The following is a 26,620-nucleotide window of genomic DNA, read 5'->3' as shown; positions in this document are numbered from 1 at the left end:
GGCATGGATCTGGGACTGAAGGACCGTGTGTACATCGTCACCGGTGCGACCAAGGGGCTGGGAAACGCCACGGCGCGCTCACTGGCGGCCGACGGCGCGAAGGTGATCATCACCGGCCGGGACGAGAAGCGGGTCGAGGCGGCCGCTCTCGAACTGGGCCCGGACGCCGTCGGGCTCGCCGCGGACAATTCCGACCCGGCCGCGGCGCAGCGGCTGGTGGACGCCGCGCAGGAGCGGTTCGGGCGGCTGGACGGCGTCCTGATCAGCGTCGGCGGTCCGGCGCCCGGCTTCGTCGCGGACAACACCGACGAGCAGTGGCAGTCGGCCTTCGAGTCGGTCTTCCTGGGTGCGGTGCGGCTGGCCCGGACGGCCGCCGCGGCGCTCGGCGAGGGCGGCGTCATCGGATTCGTCCTCTCCGGATCGGTCCACGAACCGATCGCCGGACTGACCATCTCCAACGGTCTGCGCCCCGGCCTGGCCGGCTTCGCCAAGTCGCTGGCCGACGAGCTCGGCCCGCGCGGCATCCGGGTGGTGGGCGTGCTGCCCTCCAGGATCGACACGGACCGGGTGCGGGAACTGGACGCGCTCTCGGGTGACGCGGAGGCCTCGCGCGCGGCCAACGAGGCACGCATCCCGCTGCGCCGCTACGGCACCCCCGAGGAGTTCGGCCGGACGGCCGCCTTCCTGCTCTCCCCCGCCGCCTCGTACCTGACCGGCATCATGGTCCCGGTCGACGGCGGCTGCCGGCACGGTTTCTGAGCCGGCCGGACCCAGCACGCGGGGCGGGCCGGATGTCCGGGCCCGCCCCGCGGATGCGTACCGGCTGTCAGTTCACCCGCTGCGCGCGGTGCTTGACCGCCTTCAGCCGGACTTCGGCGGGCAGCTCCGCGAGTCCGGCGGAGTCCCTGGCATGGGCCAGCGCCTCGTCGCTCAGCCGGCCCAGCGCCTCCTGAGGCGCGGCGTGCGGCTCCATCCGCAGCCGGATCCGGGCCTGCGGCGCGCTTCGCTTGCCGGTCAGCCTGACCTGCGCGCGCGCCACCCCGTCCAGGGCCCCCGCCTCACCGGCGAGCACCCCTTCCAGAGCCCGGCCGCGCAGCAGCGCGCCCTCGCCGTCCCCGCTGTCCACGAGCACTTCGGCGAGGCGGGCCCGGCGCAGCTGGGCCAGCAGCCACCACAGCGCGAGCACGACGAGCACGGCGAGGACGGCGATCACCGTCGGCCACCACCAGCCCTCGGAGCGCCAGCGGGTCCGGTCGGCCTCGCTGAGCAGTACGTCGTGCTTGCCGCTCCAGGGCCACCAGGTCGGTACGGAGAGACCGAGTGCGGCGGCCAGCACTCCGCCGCCCAGGCAGAGCAGCACCAGCCCGGCAAGGCCGAGCAGTAGCCGGTTGACGGTCCTGAGCACGCCGCTCACCCCTTCTTCGCCGAACGGCGGACATGGACGGACAGGCGCGGCGGCCTGGCCAGGCCGAGTTCACCGATGCCCCGGGAGAGCGCGGTGTCCAGATCGGCCCGTACGTCGTCGAGTTCACGGAAGTGCGACAGGGCCCGCACCTTCACCTTGTGCCGCCTCATCCGGACCCGGACCGACTGCACGCCGGACACCTCCACGGCCCGGTCGCGCAGGACCGTCGCGGCCGCGGTCCGGTCGAGCCCGGCCCGTACACCCGGGCGGTCGCGGCGCATCGGCAGCAGAGCACGCAGTCCGGGGGTGAGCGCGAGTGCGATCAGCCAGAGGCCGAGCGCGACCGCGACGGCCGCGCCGGTCAGCACCCAGACGTCGTCCAGCGGGCGCCGGGCGAGCTCGTCGGCCAGCGAGCGGCGCCACTGCATCGCCGGATGGCCGGCCCGGACCGCCGCCACGTCGTAGAGGAGCAGTCCGCAGCCGCCGAGGACGACCAGCGCGAGGACGCCCGCCGGAATGCGGCGGGCGGACCAGAAGCGGCCCGCGCCGCCCTCGTCCCGCTCCCCGCCCGGCACCGGTTCGTACGACGCGCCCGAGGCGGACTGGTCGAGTGCGAGCACGTCGCCGTGCTCGACCGGCTGGACGGTGGGCAGACGCTGCGTGCTGTGCTCCGGGTTCTGGGGCTCGGTCATCGGATCCTCCCCTGTGCCGCCAGGCTCGCTCCTGAGGGGTGCAGGCGCTCGACCTGTACGGCCACTTCGGGCACCTCCATCCCCGCCAACGCCTTTACCCGTTCGGCGACCCTGCGACGCACCGCGCCGCACTGGCGGCCCACGTCGCTCGGGTACCCGAGCTCCAGACTCACCCGTACCCGGGCGGCGTCACGGTGCACCGTGACCGTCGCGCGCGGCGAGGCGGCGTCCTTCGCCGGCTCGTCGACCGCCTCCTTCGCCGCCTGCGCGGCGATCTTCGCCACCACCCGGTCGGCGATCCGGGTCTCCCCGCGCTCCGCGGCGGCAACCCGGCCGCTCGCCCCCGACACCGCCGTCACCGTCGTCGGTCGCCGCGATCGCGACTCCGGAAGAAGTCGCCGGGTTCCAGGTCACCGTCGAGGAAGCGACCGGCGATGAAGCCGATCGCCCCCAGTGCGGCCACCAGCAGAAAGGCACCGAACCCGCCGAAGTATCCGGCGAATCCGAGCGCCATGCCGGCCACCATGCCGACCACAGCCATGCTCATCGTGTGCTCCTCAACTGCCTCGGACGGGAGGACTACTGGAGACGTGGCTCGGGCTGGTCGTCGTCGTCCTCCTCGTCGGGCAGCTTCACATCGCTCACGGCGATGTTGACCTCGACGACTTCGAGACCCGTCATACGCTCGACCGCCGCGACAACGTTCTCCCGTACATCACGGGCGACATCGGCGATCGACACGCCGTAGTCGACGACGATCTCCAGATCGAGGGCGGTCTGGGACTCGCCGACCTCGGCCTTGACTCCCCGCGTGACGGACTTGCCGCCGCCGGGGACCCGGTCGCGCACCGCTCCGAAGGTACGGGAGAGACCGCTGCCCATCGCGTGCACGCCGACCACGTCGCGTGCCGCCAATCCGGCGATCTTCTCGACCACACCGTCGGCGATGGTCGTACGGCCACGGGTGGCGGGGTCTCCCCTCCACGCTTGGTCAGGGAGCCGCTCCTGTCGCCGCCCGTCCCTTCGTCGCCGGGGTTCTCGGGCCGGTTGCGCTGTGGGGTCTCGGTCATCGCCGTTCTTCCCTTCGGGGCAGATTGGACTTCGTTGCCCACATTAAGTGCGCTTGCCCCGTCTCGCGCCGTGGATGCGGCAGGGTGGGGGAATGACGACGGCTGACGGCCCGCACAGGGCCGACGGATGGACCGCTGCGGTGCGGCAACGGCTCGGCCTGGGCCGACTGCTCCCTCTGGGCGGTCCGGCGGACGGGGCCTGGATCTCGGAACGGGCCGCGGTCGCGGTGCTGCGCCGTGCGGTGCGCGGTTCCGGGGCGGGACCGGTGCTCGGGGAGCTGAGGATCGCGGTGGCCGATCCGGGCTCCGCTCCTGTTCCGCAGGTCCCGCCGCCCCCAGTGCGCTGCGGCCGAGTCCGCTGCGGATCGAGGCGACCATGGCGGCGACGGCCGAGCAGCCGCTGCCCGTCGCCGCGGCGGCGCTGCGTTCGGCGCTGCTGGCGGCGGCCGCGCGGCGGCTCGGGCTGGTGGTCGCCGAGGTGGACCTGCAGGTGACGGAGTTGCTGGAGACGGTGCCGGAACTTGCGGAACCGCCGCCGCCGGAGGTGCGCACGGCGAAACCGGAGGGCGCGGCAGGTGAAGCGGCGGCCCGGGTGCCCGGTGTCGCGACGCTGACCCGGGTGCTGGGCCCGGCGGTGCACACGGATGCGGACCACGTACGGGTGGAGCTGGCGACGGAGGGCGGCCATCGCGCGCTCGACGTGGCACGCGCGGTGCGGTCGGCGGTGGCACAAGCGGTGGACGGGCATCCGCCCGTCGCGGTGCTGGTCACCGCCGTGACGGAGGAATCGGCGCCGTCGGGCGCGGCAGGGGTGTCGCAGGCCTGAGTGCGCCGGAGTGCCGTCCGTGGCGGAAGACCGGGCACGACGGTGCGGCCGGGGGCGGCGCGCCCCCGACCGGGTGACACATCAGTCGAGCATGCCCGCCAGGTCCCGCAGCCGGCGGCCCTGCGCGGCCCGCTCGGCGGCCCGCTGCTCCTCGTACGGACGGGAGACGGCACCGCTCAGCAGGGCCTTGGTCTCGACGAGTGCGTCGCGCGGGGCGGCCAGCAGCGCGCCGGCCAGGTCACGGGCGGCCCCTTCGAGCTCGGCGGGGGGCACCACGAGGTTGGCCAGTCCGGTGCGCTCGGCCTCGGCGGCGTGCACGAAGCGGCCGGTGGCGCAGATTTCGAGCGCGCGGGCGTACCCCACCAGGTGCACCAGGGGGTGCGTGCCGGTGAGGTCGGGGACCAGACCCAGGCTGGTCTCCCGCATGGCGAACTGCACGTCCTCGGCGACGATCCGCAGATCGCAGGCGAGAGCGAGCTGGAAGCCGGCCCCGATGGCATGCCCCTGGACGGCCGCGATCGACACGATGTCGTTGCGGCGCCACCAGGTGAACGCCTCCTGGTACTCGGCGATGACCGCGTCGAGCTCGGCCTCGGGGCCACGCCCCATCTCGAGGAACGACGGCTCGCCGTCGAACCCTTCCGGGGTGAACGCCTTCCGGTCGAGACCCGCGGAGAAGGACACGCCTTCGCCCCGCAGCACGACGACCCGCACACTGCCGGGCAGGGCCCGTCCGGCCTCTGTCAACGCCCGCCACAGAGCGGGGGACTGAGCGTTGCGCTTGGCCGGGTTGGTGAGGGTCACCGTGGCAACCGCGTCATCGACGGTGAGTCGTACGCCGTCCTTGTCGAGCACAGAGTCGAGCGAGGTCATGAAGCGCCTCCGGATCGGGTGCAGTCAGCACATGGAGCTAAGTGACTGAACAGTAACCACCCGGTCGACCGCATGGCCGACCGGGTGGCCACCCGAAACCGGTGAGCCCCGGGACAGGTCCTCGGACCCGTCCCGATCCGCTGACGGCCGTCAGGCCGCCGCGGCCTTCTTGCCTCGTGTCGCTCCGCCGCGTCCCCGCAGCGTCACTCCGGACTCGCTGAGCATCCGGTGAACGAATCCATAGGAGCGGCCGGTTTCCTCGGCCAACGCCCGGATGCTCGCACCGGAGTCGTACTTCTTCTTCAGGTCTGCCGCGAGCTTGTCGCGCGCGGCGCCGGTTACCCGGCTGCCCTTCTTCAGAGTCTCGGCCACCCGTGCCTCCTCGAGGGAAGTGCGCTCTGGACTCTCATGATCACCCCTCGCGAGCTTCCTGGCCACCCATTCGGCAAGGTCCGTGCAACCGGATTCGCGCCCCGGGAGTGCGCCGACCCGGTCGGAGCCCCGCATTCCGCGGGCTTGAGGGGGCGTGCGGGGCGCAGCCGCGGACGAACGTCCAGGTCAGGACCGCAGGGGGCACACGGACCCGCACGGGTGCGCCGGGCGGGCAGCGGACGGCTGCCGCGCCGGGGTACGAGACGTACTCACACAGATGATGGATCACGCGTAGGCCGAATGATCCAGTGGAAGTGGATCAGCGGGCCGCGGACCCCGGAACCGGCCGCCGGGCGGGCGACCGGGACCGCCGGGAGGCGGCGGGCCGTGCCCGAGGCACGGCCGGGCCGGGTCAGGCCAGCGCGACCAGGTCCCGGTAGTCGGCACCCCACAGGTCCTCGACGCCGTCCGGCAGCAGGATGATGCGCTCGGGCTGGAGCGCCTCGACCGCGCCCTCGTCGTGCGTGACGAGGACGACCGCACCCTTGTACGTGCGCAGCGCGCCGAGGATCTCCTCGCGGCTGGCCGGGTCGAGGTTGTTGGTGGGCTCGTCGAGCAGGAGCACGTTGGCGGAGGAGACCACCAGCGTCGCCAGGGCGAGCCGGGTCTTCTCGCCGCCGGAGAGGACCCCGGCGGGCTTGTCGACGTCGTCACCGGAGAAGAGGAACGAGCCGAGCGTCTTGCGGACCGCGACGAGGTCGAGGTCGGGCGCCGCGGAGCGCATGTTCTCCAGGACGGTGCGGTCCGGGTCGAGGGTCTCGTGCTCCTGGGCGTAGTAGCCGAGCTTGAGCCCGTGCCCCTCGATGACCTCACCGGTGTCGGCCTTCTCCGCGCCGCCGAGCAGCCGGAGCAGGGTGGTCTTGCCCGCGCCGTTGAGGCCGAGGATGACGACCCGGGAGCCCTTGTCGATGGCGAGGTCCACATCGGTGAAGATCTCCAGCGACCCGTAGGACTTGGAGAGGCCCTCCGCCATCAGCGGGGTCTTGCCGCACGGCGAGGGGTCCGGGAAGCGCAGCTTGGCGACCTTGTCGGAGACCCGTACGGCTTCCAGGCCGGAGAGCAGCCGGTCGGCGCGCTTGGCCATGTTCTGCGCGGCCACGGTCTTGGTGGCCTTGGCGCGCATCTTGTCGGCCTGGGCGTTGAGGGTCGCGGCCTTCTTCTCGGCGTTCTGCCGCTCGCGCTTGCGGCGCTTCTCGTCGGCCTCGCGCTGCTGCTGGTAGAGCTTCCAGCCCATGTTGTAGACGTCGATCTGCGACCGGTTGGCGTCGAGGTAGAAGACCTTGTTGACGACGGTCTCGACCAGGTCGACGTCGTGGGAGATCACGATGAAGCCGCCGCGGTAGCTCTTGAGATAGTCGCGCAGCCAGACGATCGAGTCGGCGTCGAGGTGGTTGGTGGGCTCGTCCAGGAGCAGTGTGTCGGCGTCCGAGAAGAGGATCCTGGCCAGCTCGACCCGGCGGCGCTGACCACCGGAGAGCGTGTGGAGCGGCTGGGCGAGCACCCGGTCGGGCAGGCTGAGGGCCGCGGCGATGGTGGCGGCCTCGGCCTCGGCGGCGTATCCGCCCTTGGTGAGGAACTCCGTCTCCAGGCGCTCGTACTTCTTCATCGCCTTCTCGCGGGTGGCGCCCTTGCCGTTCGCCATCCGCTCCTCGTTCTCGCGCATCTTGCGGAGGATCTCGTCGAGGCCGCGGGCGGAGAGGATGCGGTCCCTGGCGAGCACGTCGAGGTCGCCGGTGCGCGGGTCCTGCGGGAGGTAGCCGACCTCGCCGGAGCGGGTGATGGTGCCGGCGGCGGGGGTGCCCTCGCCTGCGAGGCACTTGGTGAGGGTGGTCTTGCCTGCTCCGTTGCGGCCGACGAGGCCGATGCGGTCGCCCTTGGCGATGCGGAAGGAGGCGGACTCGATGAGCATGCGGGCGCCGGCGCGCAGCTCGATGCCGGAAGCGGTGATCACGGGGAAAAACTCCAGGGCGGTATGGACAGCGGAGGAACGACTAGCGATTCACGACTCGACGCCGTTACTCACGCACACGCACAAGGAGGATGGGCATGAGAACCAGTCTACTGGCGGTGTCCAACCGCTTTGCCGCGTGCTCCCGAGCAGCGACCGAGGCTCGCCCCGCGCTCCTGATCCACTCCGCCGCGTGAGCAAAAAAGGGCATTCCCGTGTGAAGTATCTGATACTCGGCGAAGGGTCGGGCCGCAGCCGCGACCGGAGCAGAGGGTGGTTCCCATGCAGTTCGACGACGACGCCGACCTGGACACTTCCGAGGTCAAGGACGTGCGCGGCAGCCGCATCCCGGGGGGCAGGGCCACCGTGGGCGGCGGTATCGCCGGTGTCATCGCACTGATCCTGGGGCTGCTCTTCGGCGTGGGCCCCGACCAGCTCGGACTCTCCTCGGGCGACTCGGGCACGACCGCCACCGCGTCCTCGGCCGCGCAGGTCGAGCAGAGCTGCCGGACCGGCCGGGACGCCAACACCAAGGACGACTGCCGGATCGTCGCGGTGGTCAACAGCGTGCAGGACTACTGGAAGCAGGAATTCACGCGGCGCAACGCCACGTACACGAACGCCCGCACGGTCCTGTTCACCGACCGGGTGAACACCGCCTGCGGATCGGCGACCTCGGCCGTGGGGCCGTTCTACTGCCCCGGCGACCGGCAGGTCTATCTGGACCTGGGCTTCTTCGACGAGCTGCGGACCAAGTTCGGGTCGAGCGGCGGGCCGTTCGCGCAGGCCTACGTGGTCGCGCACGAGTACGGGCACCACATCCAGAACCAGATGGGCACGCTGGGCCGGTCGCAGGACGGACGGACCGGCGCGAACAGCAACGCCGTGAAGGTGGAACTGCAGGCGGACTGCTACGCCGGGGTCTGGGCGCACCACGCAACGACCACCCCGGACGAGTCGACGGGACGGCCGCTGATCACCGAGCTCACGAGGGCGGACATCCGGGACGGGCTGGACGCGGCCGCGTCGGTCGGCGACGACCGGATCCAGGAGAAGTTCCAGGGCCGGGTCACCCCGGAGTCCTGGACCCACGGCTCGGCGGCCCAGCGTCAGGAGTGGTTCACCACCGGCTTCCGCAGCGGCGACATGGCCGACTGCAACACCTTCCGGTGACCCGCGGGCACCCTCTCGCGCCGCCGCCGGACAGGGCATTGTCAGCGCCCGGTGGAAGACTGAGACGCAGATCACATGCGAGCCGGGCGCGAGGCTCCGGGCGGTGCGAGAAGGGGTGAGTGCGATGACAGACGCAACGACAGGGATCCCGTCGGTCTATCCGACGGTTCTCTACGACGACGCGAAGGCCGCGATCAGGACACTGACGGAGGGCCTCGGGTTCACCGAGGAAGCGGTGTACGAGGGCGAGAACGGCACGGTGCTGCACGCGGAGCTGTCCTGCGGGAACGGCAGGGTGATGCTGGGCTCCAAGGGCCGCGAGGGCGTTTTCGCCAAGGCCATGCAGGGGTCGGGGCCGGTCGGTGTCTACGTGGTCGTCGACGAGGTCGACGACCACCATGCGCGGGCGGTGGAGCACGGGGTGGAGATCCTGATGCCGCCCACCGACCAGGACTACGGCTCGCGGGACTACATGGCGCGGGACGCGGAGGGCAACGTGTGGAGCTTCGGGACGTACGCGCCGGGGTCGGCCGGCTGAGCCGGTCCGCCGGCCGCCGGCGGACCGGGCCACCCGCGGCTCAGGCGCCGCCGGTGTGCACCTGGAACGCCGCCTTGCGGACCGCCTTGGCGAGCGCCGGGTCGGGGTGGGCGGCGGCCAGCGCCACCAGGACCTGGACGGTGCGCGGATGGCCGACGGCCCGCACCTCGTCGAGCAGCGCCGGGACGGTGCCCTGCACGGCCGAGTCGAGATGGCGCACCAGCAGGCCCGTCTCCCCGTGGTCGGCCACGGCCGCCGCGGTGTCGACCCAGAGCCAGGTGGCCTCCTCGCGGCTGAGCACCTCCTGCGCGTCCTCGGGGTCGGCCCCGTCGTACTCGGCGAGCCACAGCAGCGCGTAGGGCCGCAGCGACGGGTCGGTGACGACGGAGCGCACCTCCGGCTCGGCGGGTGCGCCCACGACGCGCAGCGCCTCGAAGGCGAGCCCGCGCAGCAGCGCGTCCTCGCCCCGGGCCACTGCGAGGAGTTCGGCGACGGCGCTGCCGACCGTGCGGGCGGCCAGCCAGGCGCGGTACTCGGCGCGGGCCGGGCCGGGGTGAGGCGGGCGCAGCCGAGCAGCATGTCCGCGGCGGACTGCTCGATGTTCCCGGCCGGGCTCTGGGCGGCGACGCAGATCTGTTCCAGCTTGACCCAGACCGCCCAGTTGCCGAGCGGGGTGAGGGTCGCGTGCCCGGCGCCGAGGGTGAGCGCCCCGACGGCGGCCAGCCCTTCCAGGGCCCAGTCCAGCAGGAGGGCGACCAGGGCCTCCGGATGCGCGGCGGGCGCCTCCTCGGCGGGAGCGGGCAGCGGCTGCGGCCCGTACGGCACCTCGCAGCGCTCCTCGTGCAGCTCCGCGACGCGCTGGCCGAGGAGATCGAGGAGAGCGGGCACGGTGACCGGGCCCGCCGACAGCTGGAGGAGGGAGAGCACCTGGGGCACGGCCTCGACGGCCTCGGCGACCGCGGTGGACTCGATGTCCCGGGGTGCGGGGTGGACGAGCGACCAGGCGTCGAAGAGCGCCACCCAGCCGCGGAGCACGGCGGAGTCGTCGCGGTCCCAGGCGCGCAGCCGCCAGCCGGGACGTGCGGTGTCGCCGTGCAGCTCGACGAGACCGGCCAGGCGGGCCCGGTCCCAGCCGGAGCGCACCTGCGCAGGGGACAACTCCAGTGCCGCCGCGGCCCGTTCGAGGGCCTGGGCGGCCAGCGGCGGTGTACCGGGGCGCGTGCCTTCGGCCGCCCAGCGGGCGATCCGTACGGCGTCGGCGAGGGCCGCCCTGGCCTGACGGGCCAGTTCCGACCGGGGCGGGGTGCCCTCGGGCGGACGGGGCGCCGGCCTGGTGCGCCGGGTGATCACGGCCTTGCGGGCGGTGGCGAGAGATCGCGGGCGGACAAGTCGCAGCCTGGAGTCGCGCGGGGTACGGGACGTCACGGGGAGCAGTCTTGCCTCTGACGGCCCGAAAGCCCAAACGGAACCCGGATTGCCCGTGTCCGGGGGTGTCCGTACCGCCCGGCACCAACCGGCCGAAGCGGCACATCAGCTCACATCAGGGGCGTGAGGAAGCGTCGCAGCGTCTCTTCGTAGTGGGCCGGATCGGCATTCCACATCGCCGCATGCGGAGCCTGGGGTACGGCGTGCAGGGCGACCAGGTCGGGACGGCGGGCCGCGAGCTGCCGGGACGGCCGCCAGGGCGCCAGGGTGTCGTCGGGTCCGTGGAAGATCAGTGTCGGGGCGTGCAGGGTCCGGGGCAGCGAGGTGTCCAGGAGCCGGGCGCCGCGCAGTCCGGTCTGTCCCTGGGCGGCGCGGACGGCGAGCGGCAGCAGGACGGACGGGACGCCGCGGGCGGCGGCCAGGGCGCGCAGGGTGGTGGCCCAGTCCAGCACCGGGGAGTCGAGGACGAGGCCGCAGATCCGGTCCCTGAGCGCGGAGTTGACGGAGGCGTGCAGCGCCATGGAGGCGCCGGTGGACCAGCCGTGCAGCACGACCTTCTCGGCGCCGTAGCGCACGGCGAAGCGGATGGCCGCGTCCAGGTCGCGCCATTCGGATTCGCCGAGGTGGGTGAGCCCGTCCGGGGAGCGGGGGGCTCCGGGGTCGCCGCGGTAGGCGAGGTCGAGCACCGGCAGCTGCTGGTCGTGCAGGAAACCCAGCACGTTCAACGGGTGTTCCCGGGTGGTGCCGATGCCGTGCACGGTGATGACCCAGGTGTCGCGGGGGGCGGGTACGAACCAGGCCGGCAGGGCGCCGAGTTCGCCGGTGATCTCCACCTCGCGGTATTCGAGGCCGAGGGCAGTGGCCGGGTCGCCGCTGTGCACCTCGGGCGTGATGCGCACCTTGGCCCCGGGGAGCAGGGTGCCGCGGTTGACGCGCTCCAGCCGGCGCACGACGGTGTCGGCGGCCTGGTGGGCCTGGTCGATCACCGGGCCGACCACGGCGTGGACGTCGTCGCCGACCAGCCCGTAGGTGCCGGGCCGGAGCGCGGCGAAGGACCGGGTCAGCGTGACCTGCCCCGCCGCCGTCGCGTGCACGGTGAGTCTGCGGTCGGCGGGGAACGGACGTCCGGACGGCGCCCCGAGGGCGACGTCGCTGGCGTACCGGCCGGCCGCGACCGCTGCCGCACCGGCGCCGAGGATGGAGGTGACGGCTGCTGCCGTCGCTGTAGCCGGGCGCACGGCTTCAGTCTCCTGGGCACTTCGGCGCTTGGCCAGTGGACGGGGGCCGTCCGGTGCCGGCCGCCCGCCCCGGCAGGGCCCGGTCCGGCTGTCCGTACCCCTTCAGCGCCTCCTGGACATCGCTCAGCTGGTCCTCGGTGAGCAGGGCCGGGGAGCGGCCGGGGAGGGAGCTCGCGGTGAGCCAGAGGCGGCACAGCCACTCCAGCTGGGCGGTCCGGTCGTACGCCTCGTCGAGGGTGGCTCCGTAGGTGACCGTTCCGTGGTTGCCGAGCAGGCAGCCCGTGCGGTCGCGCAGCGCGGCAAGCATGTTCTCGGCCAGCTCCTCGGTGCCGTACCTGGCGTAGGCGGCGACCCGGACGGGGCCGCCCAGCAGCGCGGCCGCGTAGTGGATCGGCGGGACCTCGCGGACCAGTGTGGAGACGGCGGTGGCGTGCACCGCGTGGGTGTGCACGACGGCGGCCGCCCCGGTGTGGCGGTAGACGGCGAGGTGGAGCGGCAGTTCGCTGGTCGGGGCCAGCTCGCCGAGCACCTGGTCGCCCGCCAGGTCGACGCCTACCGCGTCCTCGGGGCGCAGCCGGTCGTACGGCACCCCGCTCGGGGTGACCAGCACGGTCCGGCCCACCCGCGCCGACACATTGCCGGAGGTACCGACGACGAGCCCCTCGGCCGCCGTCCTGCGGGCGGTAGCGACGACCGCCGCCCAGGCGTGCTCGATGTCGCGCGCGTGCCCGTCGTCGTCCCGGGCCCCCTCGGCGTTCCGGCCCCGTTCGACCGGACGATCACACCCCTGCTCGCTCATACGAAGATCCTTTCCACTGATGAGCGGACCATGTCCACCCCTCCCCCAAAGGCCCGTCCGGGCCCCGGAATCGGGCCCCACACTGCCCTCCGCCCACCCCTCACCCTCACCCGGCGGCGGAACAGGGCGACGGGACTCCGATTGGGGTCACCACAACGCCCTGTTCAGTTCATCTTCCGTTCACCCAGGTTGCCTACGGTCCACGTGCCACTGACGTCGAACGATTGCCTGGGTAAATGGAACACATCACGCTGCTGCTCGCGATTGTGATCGTGACAGCTCTAGTGTTCGATTTCACGAACGGTTTCCACGACACCGCCAACGCGATGGCCACCACCATCTCGACCGGCGCACTCAAACCCAAGACAGCGGTGGCGATGTCCGCCGTTCTCAACCTCGTCGGCGCGTTCCTGTCGGTGGAGGTCGCCAAGACGATCTCCGGCGGGATCATCAACGAAGACGGCCTCAGAACCGAGGTCATCTTCGCGGCGCTCGTCGGCGCCATCCTGTGGAATCTGCTGACCTGGCTGGTCGGGCTCCCGTCCAGCTCCTCCCACGCCCTCTTCGGCGGGCTGATCGGCGCCGCGGTGATGTCCGCCGGCTGGTCGTCGGTGGACGGCGGCACGGTCGTCACCAAGGTGCTGCTCCCCGCGGTCGCCGCCCCCGTCGTCGCCGGCCTGGCCGCGCTGCTGGCCACCAAGCTGACGTACCGGATCGGCGGGAAGGTCCGTAACGGCGCCCAGGAGAAGGCGACCGCCAAGGGCTACCGGGCCGGACAGATCGCCTCCGCCGGGCTGGTCTCCCTCGCCCACGGCACCAACGACGCGCAGAAGACCATGGGCATCATCACGCTGGCCCTGGTCACCGGCGGGGTGCTCTCCCCCGGCTCGAACCCGCCGGTCTGGGTCATCGTCTGCGCCGGTATGGCCATCGCGCTCGGCACCTACCTGGGCGGCTGGCGCATCATCCGCACCATGGGCAGCGGCCTCACCGAACTCAGGCCGCCGCAGGGCTTCGCCGCCCAGACCAGTGCGGCCACGGTCATCCTGGCCTCCTCGCACCTCGGCTTCTCCCTCTCCACCACCCAGTCCTGCTCCGGCGCGGTGATGGGCGCCGGCCTCGGCCGCCGGGGCGGTGTGGTCCGCTGGTCCACCGCCACCCGGATGTTCGTCGCCTGGGGTCTGACGCTGCCTGCCGCCGGCCTGGTCGGTGCGGGCGCGGAATTCCTCACCAAGCAGGGCACCTGGGGTGTCGTGGTCGTCGCGGCGCTGCTGATCGCGGGCTCCGGGGCGATCTGGATGCTGTCGCGCCGCAAGCCCATCGGCCAGGACGACGTCGCGCCGGCCACCGAGCCCGCGGGCGTCGTCACCACCGCCATGGCGGCCGTCAGCCCGCCGCCCACCGCGGCCCAGGCCCAGGCCCAGGAGCTCAAGACCACCATCCCGGCACCGGCCGGGACCATCGCCGACCCGGCACGACCCGCCACGGTGTAAGGACGGATCCACATGAACATCGACTGGGCAGCCCTCGGCACCGTCTTCGGCGTCTCTCTCGTCGCCACCGTCGCACTGGTGGGTCTCTTCACCCTGGGCATCGTCGGCCTCTCCAGGCAGCCCGAACCGGCCGCGCAGGGCGGCACGGCCGGCGGGTCGCTGCTGGCGGCCCGCGCGGGCGCGTACGTCTGCTTCGGACTGTGCGCTGCCGCGGTGGCCTACGGCATCTATCTGATCGTCGCCTGAGCCCCACAGCCCCCTCCCCGCTCCTCCACATCGGGCCGGACGCACCTCGTGCGCGTCCGGCCCGATGTGCGTCTCAGCACACTGCGCCGTCGCAGGTCAACGGCAGGTTGACTGGCGTTCGCAGAGCGTGGTGGACTGCCGGAGCCATTACGGCGACAGCAGAGGAAGCCGGTGCGAATCCGGCGCGGTCCCGCCACTGTCACCGGGGAGCAGTCCCCCACCACTGGAAGTCACGGTCCACGCAAGCGGACTGGAAGACCGGGGGAACTGCGGATCCGGGAGCCAGGACACTCTCGTCGCCGGTCACGTCGAACCAGGGCGCGGACCCTGAGTGAGGACATATCGCCATGCCCGGCCGCCGTGCGCCCGTTCCTGTGCCACCCCTTCCAGAAGTCTCCTGCACGAAGGTCCTTCGAGGCGCAACGGCCGGCTGAGCCGTGCGTGCCGATCGCATCTTCGCGTACGGCGCCACGGCCGGTCTGATCGGCGATCTGCTGCTCGGTGATCCCCGCCGGGGACACCCGGTCGCCGGCTTCGGGCGGGCCGCTGCGGGCGTCGAACGCCGGCTGTGGCACGACCACCGCGGGTGGGGCGCGCTGCACACCCTGGTCTGCGCCGGAGGCGCCGCGGGGGCTGCCGCGCTGGCCGCCCGCGCGCTGCGCCGCCGTCCCGCCGCGTCCGTCGCGCTGACCGCCGCCGCCACCTGGTCCGTCCTCGGCGGTACGTCGCTGGGGCGTGAGGCCCGGTCCATCGGCGACGCCCTGGCCGCCGGGGACATCGACCTCGCCCGTGAGCGGCTGCCCAGGCTGTGCGGCCGCGACCCGCAGTCCCTGGACGGACCGCAGATCGCCCGCGCGGTGGTGGAGTCGGTCGCCGAGAACACCTCGGACGCCGTGGTCGGCGCCCTCGTGTGGGGTGCGCTCGGCGGCGTTCCGGGCCTCGTCGGCTTCCGGGCCGCCAACACCCTTGACGCCATGGTCGGCCACAGGTCGCCCCGCTACCTGCGTTACGGCTGGGCCTCGGCCCGCCTCGACGACCTCGCGGGCTGGCCCGGTGCCCGGCTGACGGCCCTGCTCGCCGTGACCGCCGGGGGGCGGCCACGGGGAGCGGTCCGGGCCTGGCGGGCGGACGCGGCCAAGCACCCGAGCCCCAACGCGGGCCCGGTGGAGGCCTCGTTCGCGGGTGCGCTCGGGGTGCGCCTGGGCGGGACCCTCGCCTACGCGGGCCGGGTCGAGCACCGCCCCGTGCTCAACGGGGAGACCGGCCGGGCGGTGGAGACCGGGGACATCGAACGTGCCGTACGGCTGTCGCGCCGGATCGGCGCGCTGGCCCTCGCCGTGAGCGTGGCGGCCCGCCTGGCCGCGGCCGCCGCCGCGCAACGGATCGCGGTACGCGGCATCACGGAGCCACCCGCCACCGGGACCCGCGCCGGCGCGGCCCGAACCGCACGGCCTCGTACCGCACGGCCTCCTGCCGCACGACCTCGTACCGCAGGATCTCGAATCTCAGGACGGAGACCGACATGAGCGGCGGACTGCTGGTCGCCGGGACCACATCGGACGCGGGCAAGAGTGTCGTCACGGCGGGCATCTGCCGCTGGCTGGTGCGCCGGGGCGTGAAGGTCGCGCCGTTCAAGGCGCAGAACATGTCGCTGAACTCCTTCGTCACCCGCGAGGGCGCCGAGATCGGCCGGGCCCAGGCCATGCAGGCCCAGGCCGCCCGGGTGGAACCGACCGCGCTGATGAACCCGGTGCTGCTCAAGCCCGGCAGCGACCGCTCCAGTCAGGTCGTCCTGATGGGCAAAGCGGTCGGCGAGATGAGCGCACGCGGGTACCACGGCGGCAGGCAGGAGTCGCTCCTGTCCACCGTCGTGGACTGCCTGGAGCAGCTTCGGGGCACGTATGACGCCGTGATCTGCGAGGGGGCGGGCAGTCCGGCCGAGATCAATCTGCGGCGCACGGACATCGTGAACATGGGCATCGCACGGGCGGCACGGTTCCCGGTGGTGGTCGTGGGCGACATCGACCGCGGCGGGGTCTTCGCCTCGTTCTTCGGTACGACGGCGCTGCTCGCCGCCGAGGACCAGGCGCTGATCGCCGGCTACCTGGTCAACAAGTTCCGCGGCGACGTCTCCCTGCTCGAACCCGGCCTCGACATGCTGCTCGGCCTCACGGGACGGCCGACGTACGGAGTGCTGCCGTTCGCCCACGGTCTGGGCATCGACGAGGAGGACGGGCTGCGCGTCTCCCTGCGCGGCGCGGTGCGCGAATCCGTCGTCGCCCCGCCGCACGGCGAGGACGTCCTGCGCGTCGCCGTGTGCGCGGTGCCGCTGATGTCCAACTTCACCGACGTGGACGCGCTCGCCGCCGAACCGGGCGTCGTGGTCCGGTTCGTGGACCGCGCCGAGGAACTGCACGACGCCGACCTCGTCATCGTGCCCGGCACCCGCGGCACCGTGAAGGCCCTGGCCTGGCTGCGCGAGCGCGGACTCGCCGACGCGCTGCTGCGGCGCGCCGCCGAAGGACGTCCGGTCCTCGGCATCTGCGGCGGCTACCAGATCCTCGGCGAACACATCGAGGACGAGGTGGAGTCGCGCGCCGGACAGGTCGACGGCCTCGGACTGCTGCCCGTGCGCATCAGGTTCGACCGCGAGAAGACCCTCGCCCGGCCGGCCGGCGAGGCCCTCGGCGCCCCCGTCGAGGGGTACGAGATCCACCACGGCGTCGCCGACGTGCGCGGCGGCGAACCGTTCCTCACCGACGGGCAGGGGCAGCGGCTCGACGGCTGCCGGTCCGGCGCCGTGTGGGGCACCCACTGGCACGGCTCGCTGGAGAGCGACGCGTTCCGCCGTCGCTTCCTGACCGAGATCGCACGCGCCGCCGGCCGCCGTTTCGTGCCCGCCCCCGACACCTGCTTCGCCGAGCTGCGCGAGGAACAGCTCGACCGTCTCGGCGACCTCATCGAAGAACACGCGGACACCGATGCGCTGTGGCGACTCATCGAGTCGGGCGCACCGGCAGGACTTCCCTTCATCGCCCCCGGAGCACCTGGAGCACCCGCATGAACGCCCCTCTGAGCACCGTGCTGTTGTTGTCGACCGCCGATACCGATCTCCTCGCCGCCCGCGCCTCCGGGGCCCCCTTCCGGATCGGCAACCCGACCCGGATCGACGTGGCGGACGAACTCCCCGCGCTGATCGAGGGCTCCTCCGTCGCCGTGGTGCGTCTTCTGGGCGGCAAGCGCGCCTGGGAGGACGGGCTCGCGGCCCTGAAGGCGTCCGGCATCCCGACCGTGCTGCTCGGCGGCGAGGCCGTGCCGGACGCGGAGCTGATGGCCGAGTCCTCCGCACCGGCCGGTGTCGTCGCCGAGGCGCTGCGCTACCTGGTGGAGGGCGGCCCCGGCAATCTGGTGGAGCTGGCCCGCTTCCTGTCCGACACCGTCCTGCTGACCGGCCACGGCTTCGCCGAACCGCAGAAGATGCCCGAGTGGGGGGTGCACGGCAACCGGGAGTTCACCGAGGGCCGCCCGACCGTGGGGGTGCTCTTCTACCGGGCCCACCACCTCTCCGGGAACACCTCGTTCGTCGATGTGCTGTGTGATGCCGTCGAGGCGCGCGGCGCCAACGCCCTCGCGGTGTACTGCGGTTCGCTGCGCGGCGCGGACCCCGGTCTGTACGAGCTGCTCGGCCGGACCGACACCCTGGTCGCCACGGTGCTCGCGGCCGGCGGCACCCGCGCGTCGGACGCCTCGGCCGGGGGCGACGACGAGGCCTGGGACATCGGCGCACTGGCCGATCTGAACGTTCCGGTGCTGCAGGGGCTGTGCCTGACGTCCTCGCGCGCGGCGTGGGACGCGTCGGACGCCGCGCTCTCCCCCATGGACGCCGCGATGCAGGTAGCCATCCCCGAGTTCGACGGGCGGCTGATCACCGTGCCGTTCTCCTTCAAGGAGCAGGGCCCGGACGACGTACCGGTGTACCGCGCCGACCCCGAACGGGCGGCTCGGGTCGCCGGGATCGCCGTGCGGCACGCCGTTCTCAAGCACAAGACCAACGCCGAGAAGAAGCTCGCCCTGGTCTTCACCGCCTACCCCACCAAGCACTCGCGCGTCGGCAACGCCGTCGGCCTGGACACGCCCGCCTCCGCGGTCCGCGTCCTGGACGCCCTGCGCGATGCCGGTTACGGCGTCGAGGGGCACCCGGACGACGGCGACGAGCTCATCCACCGCCTCATCAACGCCGGCGGCCACGACGTGGAGTGGCTGACCGAGGAGCAGCTCGCCGCGGCCCCCGCGCGGGTGCCGCTGGCCGACTACCAGCAGTGGTTCGCGAAGCTGGACCCGGCGATGCGGGACTCGATGCTGGAGCACTGGGGCGAGCCGCCGGGCCAGTTGTACCTGGACGGCGAGGACATCGTCCTGGCCTCCCTGCAGTTCGGGAACGTGGTGGTGCTGATCCAGCCGCCGCGCGGCTTCGGCGAGAACCCGATCGCGATCTACCACGACCCGGACATGCCGCCCTCGCACCACTACCTGGCGACGTACCGCTGGCTGGAGGCCGCGACGTCGGAGGGGGGCTTCGGCGCGGACGCGGTCGTCCACATGGGCAAGCACGGCACGATGGAGTGGCTGCCCGGCAAGGGCCTCGGCCTGTCCGCCGGCTGCGGCCCGGACGCGGTGCTCGGCGAACTGCCGCTGATCTACCCGTTCATCGTCAACGACCCGGGCGAGGGCACCCAGGCCAAGCGCCGGGGGCACGCCACCGTGGTGGATCATCTGGTGCCGCCGATGGCGCGCGCCGACACCTATGGGGACCTGGCCAAGCTGGAGCAGCTGCTCGACGAGTACGCGCTGGTCAGCGACCTGGATCCGACCAAGGCGCCCTCGGTGCGGGCGCAGATCTGGACGCTGGTCAAGGCCGCTGAGCTGCACCACGACCTGCATGTCGACGAGCAGCCCGACGACGGTGAGTTCGACTCGTTCGTCATGCACATCGACGGCTACCTCTGCGAGATCAAGGACGTCCAGATCCGCGACGGTCTGCACATCCTCGGCGGCGGCCCGGTCGAGGAGGCCCGGGTCAACCTGGTGCTGGCCGTGCTGCGGGCCTCACAGGTGTGGGGCGGCACGGCGAACGCGCTGCCGGGGCTGCGGGCCTCGATCGCCGAGCACTTCGGGCTCAGCGAGAAGGAGTTGCTGAAGGAGCCCGGCGCGGCCGTGAAGGTGCCGGCCGAGCTGAGCGACCTGGTCGACGGTCCGGCCAGGACGGGCGCGGACGCGATCGACCTGCTGGAGCAGCTGTGCCGCCGCCTCGCGGAGGGCATGGAGGCCCGCGGCTGGGAACTCACGGCCGTGGCCGGCCTGGCACGGGAGGTGCTGGGCTTCGAACTCCCGGCCGCGGTGGCCGTACTGGGCTTCGCCTGCGAGGAGGTCGTGCCCCGGCTGGCCCGCACGACGGACGAGATCGACCACATCCTGCTGGCGCTGGACGGCGGCTTCGTGCCGGCCGGTCCCTCGGGGTCGCCCACGCGCGGACTCGTCAACGTGCTGCCGACCGGCCGCAACTTCTACTCCGTGGACCCGAAGGCGATCCCCTCCCGGCTGTCGTGGGAGGTCGGCCAGTCGCTCGCCGACTCGCTGATCGCCCGGTATCTCGCCGACACGGGCGACTACCCGAAGTCGGTCGGTCTGACCGTGTGGGGCACCTCCGCCATGCGCACCCAGGGCGACGACATCGCGGAGATCCTTGCGCTGCTCGGCTGCCGGCCGGTGTGGGACGACGCGTCGCGCCGGGTGACCGGCTTCGAGGTGGTGCCGGTGAGCGAGCTGGGCCGGCCGCGCATCGATGTGACGGTCCGCATCTCGGGCTTCTTCCGCGACGCGTTCCCGCACGTGGTGGGGCTGATCGACGACGCGGTACGGGCGGTGGCGGAGCTGGACGAGCCGGCCGACGCCAACTACGTACGGGCCCATGCCGATGAGGACACCGCCGCCCACGGCGACCGGCGACGGGCCACTGCACGCATCTTCGGCTCGAAGCCGGGGGCCTACGGGGCGGGGCTGCTGCCGCTGATCGACGCACGGAACTGGCGGTCCGACGCGGACCTGGCCGAGGTGTACGCGGTCTGGGGCGGTTACGCGTACGGGCGCGGGCTGGAGGGGCGTGCGGCACGCGGGGACATGGAGACGGCGTTCCGGCGGATCGCGGTGGCCGCGAAGAACGTGGACACCAGGGAGCACGACCTGGTCGACGCCGACGACTACTTCCAGTACCACGGCGGCATGGTGGCGATGGTCCGGCATCTGACCGGTGAGTCGCCCGAGGCGTACGTCGGCGACAGCGCCACACCGGACCAGGTGAAGACCAGGACGCTCGGCGAGGAGACCCACCGGGTGTTCCGCGCCCGGGTGGTGAACCCTCGGTGGATGGCGGCCATGCGCCGGCACGGCTACAAGGGCGCCTTCGAGATGGCCGCGACCGTGGACTACCTCTTCGGGTACGACGCCACGGCGGGCGTGGTCGACGACTGGATGTACGAGAAGTTGTCGGCGGAGTACGTGTTCGACGAGACCAACCGTGACTTCATGAAGAAGTCCAACCCCTGGGCGCTGCGCGGGATTTCCGAGCGGTTGCTGGAGGCGGCCGAGCGGGGACTGTGGGCGGAGCCGGACGCGCAGACGCTGGAGCGGCTGCGGGCGACGTATCTGGAGCTCGAGGGCGAACTGGAGGGGGACGAGTGAGCGGGGTGCGCGTGGCGCCTGCGGCGGGCGTTCCCCCCTGGCCCGGCCCTTCCCGTAACCGGGGGCTCCGCCCCCGACCCCCGCTCCTCAATCGCCGGAGGGGCTGGATCGTGCCCCGAAGGGGCCCGGAACCGCCCTCGTCAAGGAGGCACTGTGAGTACGCCTTATCCCTTCACCGCCATCGTCGGGCAGGACGATCTCCGGCTCGGGCTGTTGCTCAACGCCGTCTCGCCGGCCGTCGGCGGTGTGCTGGTGCGTGGCGAGAAGGGCACCGCGAAGTCCACCGCCGTCCGCGCCCTGGCCGCCCTGATTCCCGAGGTGTCCGTCGTCCCCGGGTGCCGGTTCTCGTGCGACCCCGCCGCGCCCGATCCGGCGTGTCCCGACGGACCCCACGAGACCGGGTCCGGCGTGTCACGGGCCGCCCGGACGGTGGAGCTGCCCGTCGGCGCGTCCGAGGACCGGCTCGTCGGGGCGCTCGACATCGAACGGGCGCTCGCCGAGGGTGTGAAGGCCTTCGAGCCGGGTCTGCTCGCCGACGCGCACCGCGGGATCCTGTACGTGGACGAGGTCAACCTGCTGCACGACCACCTGGTCGACCTGCTGCTGGACGCCGCCGCCATGGGTGCCTCGTACGTGGAGCGCGAGGGTGTCTCCGTACGGCATGCCGCCCGCTTCCTGCTCGTCGGGACGATGAACCCCGAAGAGGGCGAGCTGCGGCCGCAGTTGCTCGACCGTTTCGGGCTGACCGTCGAGGTCGCCGCGTCCCGGGAGACCGATCTGCGGGTCGAGGTGGTGCGGCGGCGGCTGGCGTACGACGACGATCCCGCGGCCTTCGCCGCCGAGTGGGCCGGTGAGGAGGGCGCGTTGCGGGCCCGGATCGCCGGGGCGCGGGCCCTGCTGCCCGAGGTGCGCCTCGGCGACGGGGCGTTGCGCCAGATCGCGGCCACCTGTGCGGCCTTCGAGGTCGACGGGATGCGGGCCGACATCGTGATGGCCCGGACGGCCACCGCGCTGGCCGCCTGGGCGGGGCGTACGGACGTGCTCGCCGAGGACGTCCGGCAGGCCGCGCTGCTCGCGCTCCCCCACCGGCGCCGGCGCAACCCCTTCGACGCGCCGGGGCTCGACGAGGACAAGCTCGACGACACCCTGGAGCAGAACAGCGGCGAGGACGACGATCCGGACCCGGACGGCCCCGGTGGCGGCGGCCGGCCGCCGCAGGGCGACGGGCCCGACACGCCGCCGGAGCCCGAGGGCGGCGCCGACGACACGCCCGCGCAGTCCGTGCCGGAGCAGGGCAAGGAGCAGGAGCCGGCCCAGGGGGCGTCCTCCGGGGGCGGTGAGCAGCAGCCGGTGCGGGCCGGCGAGCCGTTCCGGACGAAGATGCTGAGCGTGCCCGGTCTGGGCGAGGGCGCGGCGGGGCGGCGGTCCCGGGCGCGTACCGAGCACGGGCGGACCACCGGTGCGCGGCGGCCGCAGGGCGCGCTGACCAAGCTGCACCTGGCCGCGACCGTGCAGGCCGCCGCCCCGCACCAGCGGGCGCGGGGCCGGTCCGGGCGGGGTCTGGTGGTGCGGCGGGACGATCTGCGGCAGGCGACACGGGAGGGGCGCGAGGGCAATCTCGTGCTGTTCGTCGTGGACGCCTCGGGGTCGATGGCCGCCCGGCAGCGGATGACCGCCGTGAAGGGTGCGGTGCTCTCGCTGCTGATGGATGCCTACCAGCGGCGGGACAAGGTCGGCCTGATCACCTTCCGGGGCAAGGACGCCGAGGTGGTGCTGCCGCCGACGTCGTCGGTGGACGCGGCGGCCGCCCGGCTGGAGATGCTGCCGACCGGGGGGCGCACCCCGGTGGCCGCGGGGCTGTTGAAGGCCCATGACGTGCTGCGGGTGGAGAGGCTGCGCGACCCGTCGCGGCGGCCGTTGCTGGTCGTGGTGACCGACGGACGGGCCACCGGCGGGCCGGAGCCGGTGGCGCTGGCCGCGCGCGCCGCCCGGCTGCACGAGGCCGACGGCACGGCCTCCGTGGTCGTGGACTGCGAGTCGGGTCCGGTGCGGCTCGGTCTCGCCGGGAGTCTGGCGGGTGAGCTGGGCGGCACCGCCGTCACGCTCGACGAGTTGCGGGCCGACTCGATCGCCGGTCTGGTCAAGGACGTTCAGGGAATCAGCCGGAGGGCCGCGTAATGCCGCAGGGACAGCCGACCACGGTGCCGGACGACGGGCTCACCACCCGTCAGCGCCGCAACCGCCAGCTGCTGGTGGTGCACACCGGCATCGGCAAGGGCAAGTCGACGGCGGCCTTCGGGCTGGCGCTGCGTGCCTGGAATCAGGGGTGGCCCATCGGGGTCTTCCAGTTCGTGAAGTCGGCGAAGTGGAAGGTCGGCGAGGAGAACGCCCTGAAGGTGCTCGGCGCGAGCGGCGAGGGCGGGTCCGTCGCCTGGCACAAGATGGGTGAGGGCTGGTCCTGGGTCCAGCGCGACGAGCAGCTGGACAACGAGGCGGCGGCCCGCGAGGGCTGGGAGCAGGTCAAGCGCGATCTGGCGGCCGAGACGTACCGCCTCTACGTGCTCGACGAGTTCGCCTACCCGATGCACTGGGGCTGGGTCGACACCGAAGAGGTGATCGAGGTGCTGCGGACCCGGCCCGGTACCCAGCATGTGGTGATCACGGGGCGCAACGCCCCCGCCGCTCTGGTGGACGCGGCGGACCTGGTGACCGACATGTCGAAGGTCAAGCACCCGATGGACGCCGGGCAGAAGGGCCAGAGGGGCATCGAGTGGTGACTGTTCCACGCCTGGTCGTCGCCGCGCCGTCGTCGGGCAGCGGCAAGACCACCGTCGCGACGGGGCTGATGGCCGCCTTCGCCGGACGGGGGCTCAGCGTGTCCGGGCACAAGGTCGGGCCCGACTACATCGACCCGGGCTACCACGCGCTGGCGACGGGGCGCCCGGGGCGCAATCTCGACGCGTACATGTGCGGGCCGGAGCTGATGGCCCCGCTGTTCGCGCACGGTGCGCAGGGCTGCGACCTGGCGGTCGTCGAGGGCGTGATGGGGCTGTACGACGGGGCCTCGGGACAGGGTGAGCTCGCGTCCACCGCGCAGGTCGCGAAGTTGCTGCGGGCGCCGGTGGTGCTGGTCGTGGACGCGTCGTCGCAGTCGCGGTCGGTGGCGGCGCTCGTGCACGGCTTCGCCTCGTGGGATCCGCAGGTGCGGATCGGCGGGGTGATCCTGAACAAGGTCGGCTCGGACCGGCACGAGGCGTTGCTGCGCGAGGCGCTGGACGAGTCCGGTGTGCCGGTGCTGGGAGTGTTGCGACGGGCGGAGCCGGTGGCGGTGCCGTCGCGGCATCTGGGTCTTGTGCCGGTGGCCGAGCGGCGGGGCGATGCGGTGGCCGCTGTCGCGGCGATGGGTGCTCAGGTGCGGGGCGGATGTGACCTGGACGCGCTGCTGGCCCTGGCGCGGTCCGCGCCCGCCGTGCCGGGTGAGGTGTGGGACGCGGCGCAGGCCGTGGGCGCGGGAGCGGGCGGCGGGGCCCTGCCCCGGGGCTCCGCTCCGGACCCCGCGCCTCAAACGCCGGCGGGGCCGCGGGTCGCCGTCGCTTCCGGCGCCGCGTTCACCTTTTCCTATGCCGAGCACGTCGAGCTGCTCGCCGCCGCCGGGGCCGAGGTGGTGCCGTTCGATCCGTTGCGGGACGAGGCGCTGCCCGAAGGGACCCGCGGGCTGGTCGTCGGGGGCGGGTTTCCCGAGGTGTACGCCCCCGAGCTGTCCGCCAACGAGCCGTTGCGCAAGGCCGTTGCCGAGCTGGCGGCCTCCGGGGCGCCGGTGGCCGCCGAGTGTGCGGGGCTGCTGTATCTGGCGCGGTCCCTCGACGGGCTGCCGATGTGCGGGGTGCTGGACGCCGAGGGGCGGATGTCCGAGCGGCTGACGCTCGGGTACCGGGACGCCGTGGCGCTCAGCGACAGCGTGCTCGCGGCGCCCGGGACCCGGATGCGCGGACACGAGTTCCACCGCACGGAGCTGGCGCCCGGCGCCGGGAGTGAACCGGCCTGGGGCATGCACCAGCCGGAGCGGCGCGTGGAGGGGTTCGTCCAGCAGGGCGTGCACGCGAGTTATCTGCATACGCATTGGGCCTCGGCGCCCGGCACGGCCCGCCGATTCGTTGAGAGGTGCAAGGGATGAACCACGGTACGCACACACTGGTCGGGGTCGGGGTCGGCCCCGGCGACCCGGAGCTGGTGACCGTCAAGGGGGTCAACGCGCTGCGCGAGGCCGCGGTCGTCGTGGTGCCGGTGATGGACACCGGTGAGCGGGGGCGCGCCGAGGCGACGGTGCTGCATTACGTGCCGGCCGAGAAGGTCGTACGGGTCGTGTTCGCCCTCAACGAGCGGTCGGACCGGGCGCGCCGGGAGGCGGCGTGGGACGCGGCGGGGGCGCGGGTCGCGGAGCTGCTGCGTACCCATGGTTCGGTGGCGTTCGCGACCATCGGCGACCCCAATGTGTATTCGACGTTCACCTATCTCGCGCACACCATCGGTGAACTGCTGCCCGGCACCGCCGTGGCGACCGTGCCCGGGATCACCGCCATGCAGGACCTGGCGGCGCGCAGCGGTGCGGTGCTGACCGAGGGCACCGAGCCGTTGACGCTGGTGCCGGTGACCGCGGGGGCGGCCGTGCTGAAGGAGGCCCTGGAGGGCCCCGGGACGGTCGTCGCGTACAAGTTCGGCCGGCTGGCCGAGGAGGTCGCCACGGCGCTGCGCGAGACGGGGCGCACCGAGCACGCGGTGTGGGGTTCGGCGCTCGGGCTGCCGGAGGAGTCGATCAGGCCCGCGGCGGAGCTGGCCGACGGACCGTTGCCGTACCTCTCCACGCTGATCGCGCCCGCGCCGCGCGACGGGGGACGGGGCGGCAAGCTGTGAGGCGGTCAGTCCGCGATGCCCACCACCAGCCAGATGAAGCACACTCCGGCGACCGTGAACAGGAGCGTGGAGCGCGCCGGGTGGTCGTGGTGCGCCTCGGGGAGGATCTCGGCCGCGGCGAGGTAGAGCAGCGCGCCGCCGAAGAAGCCGAGATAGCAGCCGAGGAGTTCCTCCGGAAGGGTGAACAGGAGCGTCGTCGCCGCGCCGACGACGGGCGCCGCCGCGTCCGCGTACAGCATCGTGAGGGCCTTGCGGCGGGCGTTCCCGTACAGGCTGGTGATCGTGTAGGTGTTGAAGCCGTCCGCGAAGTCGTGGGTGATGACGGCGAGGGCCACGGCCGCTCCCATGCCGCCGCCGACCTGGAACGCCGCGCCGAGCGCCACGCCGTCCATCAGGCTGTGGCCGACCATCGCCGCGGCCGCTGTCATGCCGACCTGGGGCACGCGTTCGTCGCTCGCGCCGTGCGCCGCCTGGCGTACCGCGAGCAGCCGCTCCACAGGTGGGCGACCAGGAAGCCGCCCACGAACAGCAGCAGGGCCGCCGGTACGCCGAAGACGAGGCCGCCCGCGGCCGCGATCGCCTCCGGCAGCAGGTCCAGGCCGACCACGCCGAGCATCAGTCCGCCGGCGAAGCCGAGCACCAGGTGGCGGCGGTCGCTGACGCGCTGGGCGACCCAGCCGCCGGCCAGGGTCATCAGGAACGCGCCGAGCGCGACGAACACCGCCATGGGCTCTTGCTAGCCGATTGACCCCGGTGCGCGCATCTCAGGGCGCGCACCGTCGTATCCCACTCTCTCCGTCCCCGAAAGGACCC

The 26,620-nt window shown here is 73.0% G+C and carries 21 protein-coding genes, 4 pseudogenes and 1 riboswitch; of the genes and pseudogenes, 13 read left to right on the top strand and 12 right to left on the bottom strand.

Annotated features, from left to right (window positions below; genetic code table 11):
- The first annotated feature begins 3 nt into the window (after positions 1–3).
- Positions 4–759: an SDR family oxidoreductase gene (locus tag LNW71_RS26330; RefSeq protein ID WP_250970485.1), complete on the top strand. Its 756-nt coding sequence runs from the start codon at positions 4–6 to the stop codon at positions 757–759.
- Positions 760–826: 67 nt separating this feature from the next.
- On the opposite strand, the gene amaP is transcribed toward LNW71_RS26330, so the two are convergent.
- The 5 genes and pseudogenes from amaP to LNW71_RS26305 form a co-directional block, all read right to left on the bottom strand.
- Positions 827–1,414, bottom strand: a complete 588-nt coding sequence (gene amaP, locus LNW71_RS26325; protein ID WP_250970484.1) for an alkaline shock response membrane anchor protein AmaP — start codon at positions 1,412–1,414, stop codon at positions 827–829.
- Positions 1,411–2,097, bottom strand: a complete 687-nt coding sequence (locus LNW71_RS26320) for a DUF6286 domain-containing protein (RefSeq protein WP_250970483.1) — start codon at positions 2,095–2,097, stop codon at positions 1,411–1,413. The genes amaP and LNW71_RS26320 overlap by 4 nt, the downstream gene beginning before the upstream one ends.
- Positions 2,094–2,456, bottom strand: coding sequence for a hypothetical protein (locus LNW71_RS26315; RefSeq protein WP_374119452.1), 363 nt, complete (start codon positions 2,454–2,456; stop codon positions 2,094–2,096). Before LNW71_RS26315 ends, LNW71_RS26320 begins: the two co-directional genes overlap by 4 nt.
- On the bottom strand, positions 2,453–2,644 hold the full coding sequence (locus tag LNW71_RS26310; RefSeq protein ID WP_136330255.1) for a hypothetical protein: 192 nt from the start codon (positions 2,642–2,644) through the stop codon (positions 2,453–2,455). The genes LNW71_RS26315 and LNW71_RS26310 overlap by 4 nt, the downstream gene beginning before the upstream one ends.
- A gap of 32 nt (positions 2,645–2,676) precedes the next feature.
- Positions 2,677–3,167, bottom strand: a pseudogene (locus LNW71_RS26305) (Asp23/Gls24 family envelope stress response protein).
- A gap of 92 nt (positions 3,168–3,259) precedes the next feature.
- Here LNW71_RS26305 and LNW71_RS26300 point away from each other — a divergent pair.
- Positions 3,260–3,993, top strand: a pseudogene (locus tag LNW71_RS26300) (hypothetical protein).
- 81 nt (positions 3,994–4,074) lie between these two features.
- Here the strand turns inward: LNW71_RS26300 and LNW71_RS26295 are convergent.
- The 3 genes from LNW71_RS26295 to LNW71_RS26285 form a co-directional block, all read right to left on the bottom strand.
- A complete protein-coding gene (locus tag LNW71_RS26295; RefSeq protein ID WP_250970481.1) occupies positions 4,075–4,866 on the bottom strand; it encodes an enoyl-CoA hydratase/isomerase family protein in 792 nt (263 codons plus the stop codon).
- Between the two features lie 150 nt (positions 4,867–5,016).
- A complete protein-coding gene (locus LNW71_RS26290; protein WP_007263382.1) occupies positions 5,017–5,238 on the bottom strand; it encodes a helix-turn-helix domain-containing protein in 222 nt (73 codons plus the stop codon).
- Between the two features lie 412 nt (positions 5,239–5,650).
- On the bottom strand, positions 5,651–7,249 hold the full coding sequence (locus LNW71_RS26285; protein ID WP_250970480.1) for an ABC-F family ATP-binding cassette domain-containing protein: 1,599 nt from the start codon (positions 7,247–7,249) through the stop codon (positions 5,651–5,653).
- A gap of 279 nt (positions 7,250–7,528) precedes the next feature.
- Between LNW71_RS26285 and LNW71_RS26280 the strand changes: the two genes are divergently transcribed.
- Positions 7,529–8,419: a neutral zinc metallopeptidase gene (locus LNW71_RS26280; protein ID WP_250970479.1), complete on the top strand. Its 891-nt coding sequence runs from the start codon at positions 7,529–7,531 to the stop codon at positions 8,417–8,419.
- 124 nt (positions 8,420–8,543) lie between these two features.
- Positions 8,544–8,957 carry a VOC family protein gene (locus LNW71_RS26275; RefSeq protein ID WP_250970478.1) on the top strand — a complete coding sequence of 138 codons (414 nt, stop codon included), beginning with the start codon at positions 8,544–8,546 and terminating at the stop codon, positions 8,955–8,957.
- A 40-nt stretch (positions 8,958–8,997) separates the two neighbouring features.
- Here LNW71_RS26275 and LNW71_RS26270 read toward each other — a convergent pair.
- The 3 genes and pseudogenes from LNW71_RS26270 to LNW71_RS26260 form a co-directional block, all read right to left on the bottom strand.
- Positions 8,998–10,307, bottom strand: a pseudogene (locus LNW71_RS26270) (hypothetical protein).
- A gap of 185 nt (positions 10,308–10,492) precedes the next feature.
- Entirely contained in the window at positions 10,493–11,620 is a 1,128-nt protein-coding gene (locus LNW71_RS26265) for an alpha/beta fold hydrolase (protein WP_250970477.1), read from the bottom strand.
- Between the two features lie 4 nt (positions 11,621–11,624).
- Complete coding sequence (locus LNW71_RS26260; protein WP_250970476.1) at positions 11,625–12,419, bottom strand: class II aldolase/adducin family protein; 795 nt, start codon at positions 12,417–12,419, stop codon at positions 11,625–11,627.
- Between the two features lie 236 nt (positions 12,420–12,655).
- On the opposite strand from LNW71_RS26260, the gene LNW71_RS26255 reads away from it, so the two are divergent.
- The 9 genes from LNW71_RS26255 (at position 12,656) to cobI (ending at position 25,807) form a co-directional block, all read left to right on the top strand.
- Complete coding sequence (locus LNW71_RS26255; protein WP_250970475.1) at positions 12,656–13,912, top strand: inorganic phosphate transporter; 1,257 nt, start codon at positions 12,656–12,658, stop codon at positions 13,910–13,912.
- Between the two features lie 12 nt (positions 13,913–13,924).
- Complete coding sequence (locus LNW71_RS26250) at positions 13,925–14,158, top strand: hypothetical protein (protein WP_250970474.1); 234 nt, start codon at positions 13,925–13,927, stop codon at positions 14,156–14,158.
- Positions 14,159–14,318: 160 nt separating this feature from the next.
- Positions 14,319–14,451: riboswitch (cobalamin riboswitch) on the top strand.
- Between the two features lie 144 nt (positions 14,452–14,595).
- The gene (locus LNW71_RS26245) at positions 14,596–15,684 is read left to right on the top strand and encodes a cobalamin biosynthesis protein (RefSeq protein WP_250970473.1); all 1,089 of its coding nucleotides are present in this window, start codon (positions 14,596–14,598) and stop codon (positions 15,682–15,684) included.
- The gene (locus LNW71_RS26240) at positions 15,681–17,222 is read left to right on the top strand and encodes a cobyric acid synthase (protein ID WP_250970472.1); all 1,542 of its coding nucleotides are present in this window, start codon (positions 15,681–15,683) and stop codon (positions 17,220–17,222) included. The genes LNW71_RS26245 and LNW71_RS26240 overlap by 4 nt, the downstream gene beginning before the upstream one ends.
- Complete coding sequence (gene cobN, locus LNW71_RS26235) at positions 17,219–20,896, top strand: cobaltochelatase subunit CobN (RefSeq protein WP_250970471.1); 3,678 nt, start codon at positions 17,219–17,221, stop codon at positions 20,894–20,896. Before LNW71_RS26240 ends, cobN begins: the two co-directional genes overlap by 4 nt.
- Positions 20,897–21,049: 153 nt before the next feature.
- Complete coding sequence (locus LNW71_RS26230; RefSeq protein ID WP_250970470.1) at positions 21,050–23,074, top strand: putative cobaltochelatase; 2,025 nt, start codon at positions 21,050–21,052, stop codon at positions 23,072–23,074.
- Positions 23,074–23,673 carry a cob(I)yrinic acid a,c-diamide adenosyltransferase gene (cobO, locus tag LNW71_RS26225; protein WP_250970469.1) on the top strand — a complete coding sequence of 200 codons (600 nt, stop codon included), beginning with the start codon at positions 23,074–23,076 and terminating at the stop codon, positions 23,671–23,673. Before LNW71_RS26230 ends, cobO begins: the two co-directional genes overlap by 1 nt.
- A complete protein-coding gene (locus tag LNW71_RS26220; RefSeq protein WP_250970468.1) occupies positions 23,667–25,070 on the top strand; it encodes a cobyrinate a,c-diamide synthase in 1,404 nt (467 codons plus the stop codon). The genes cobO and LNW71_RS26220 overlap by 7 nt, the downstream gene beginning before the upstream one ends.
- Positions 25,067–25,807 carry a precorrin-2 C(20)-methyltransferase gene (cobI, locus tag LNW71_RS26215; RefSeq protein WP_250970467.1) on the top strand — a complete coding sequence of 247 codons (741 nt, stop codon included), beginning with the start codon at positions 25,067–25,069 and terminating at the stop codon, positions 25,805–25,807. Before LNW71_RS26220 ends, cobI begins: the two co-directional genes overlap by 4 nt.
- Before the next feature lie 5 nt (positions 25,808–25,812).
- Here the strand turns inward: cobI and LNW71_RS26210 are convergent.
- Positions 25,813–26,534: pseudogene (locus tag LNW71_RS26210) on the bottom strand (ZIP family metal transporter).
- Positions 26,535–26,620 lie beyond the last annotated feature (86 nt).

Source organism: Streptomyces sp. RKAG290 (assembly GCF_023701695.1).
Lineage (GTDB): Bacteria > Actinomycetota > Actinomycetes > Streptomycetales > Streptomycetaceae > Streptomyces.
The sequence above is the reverse complement of the archived record's forward strand: the minus strand, read 5'-3'. Positions and strand labels throughout refer to the sequence as shown.

What these genes read in the sequence shown, in the direction of transcription:
- LNW71_RS26330 (WP_250970485.1), top strand. Translation starts at nt 4, where the DNA reads ATGGATCTGGGACTGAAGGACCGTGTGTACATCGTCACCGGTGCGACC.
- LNW71_RS26260 (WP_250970476.1), bottom strand. Translation starts at nt 12,419, where the DNA reads ATGAGCGAGCAGGGGTGTGATCGTCCGGTCGAACGGGGCCGGAACGCC.
- LNW71_RS26275 (WP_250970478.1), top strand. Translation starts at nt 8,544, where the DNA reads ATGACAGACGCAACGACAGGGATCCCGTCGGTCTATCCGACGGTTCTC.
- cobI (WP_250970467.1), top strand. Translation starts at nt 25,067, where the DNA reads ATGAACCACGGTACGCACACACTGGTCGGGGTCGGGGTCGGCCCCGGC.
- LNW71_RS26240 (WP_250970472.1), top strand. Translation starts at nt 15,681, where the DNA reads ATGAGCGGCGGACTGCTGGTCGCCGGGACCACATCGGACGCGGGCAAG.
- LNW71_RS26250 (WP_250970474.1), top strand. Translation starts at nt 13,925, where the DNA reads ATGAACATCGACTGGGCAGCCCTCGGCACCGTCTTCGGCGTCTCTCTC.
- cobN (WP_250970471.1), top strand. Translation starts at nt 17,219, where the DNA reads ATGAACGCCCCTCTGAGCACCGTGCTGTTGTTGTCGACCGCCGATACC.
- cobO (WP_250970469.1), top strand. Translation starts at nt 23,074, where the DNA reads ATGCCGCAGGGACAGCCGACCACGGTGCCGGACGACGGGCTCACCACC.
- LNW71_RS26280 (WP_250970479.1), top strand. Translation starts at nt 7,529, where the DNA reads ATGCAGTTCGACGACGACGCCGACCTGGACACTTCCGAGGTCAAGGAC.
- LNW71_RS26310 (WP_136330255.1), bottom strand. Translation starts at nt 2,644, where the DNA reads ATGAGCATGGCTGTGGTCGGCATGGTGGCCGGCATGGCGCTCGGATTC.
- LNW71_RS26255 (WP_250970475.1), top strand. Translation starts at nt 12,656, where the DNA reads ATGGAACACATCACGCTGCTGCTCGCGATTGTGATCGTGACAGCTCTA.
- LNW71_RS26295 (WP_250970481.1), bottom strand. Translation starts at nt 4,866, where the DNA reads ATGACCTCGCTCGACTCTGTGCTCGACAAGGACGGCGTACGACTCACC.
- LNW71_RS26320 (WP_250970483.1), bottom strand. Translation starts at nt 2,097, where the DNA reads ATGACCGAGCCCCAGAACCCGGAGCACAGCACGCAGCGTCTGCCCACC.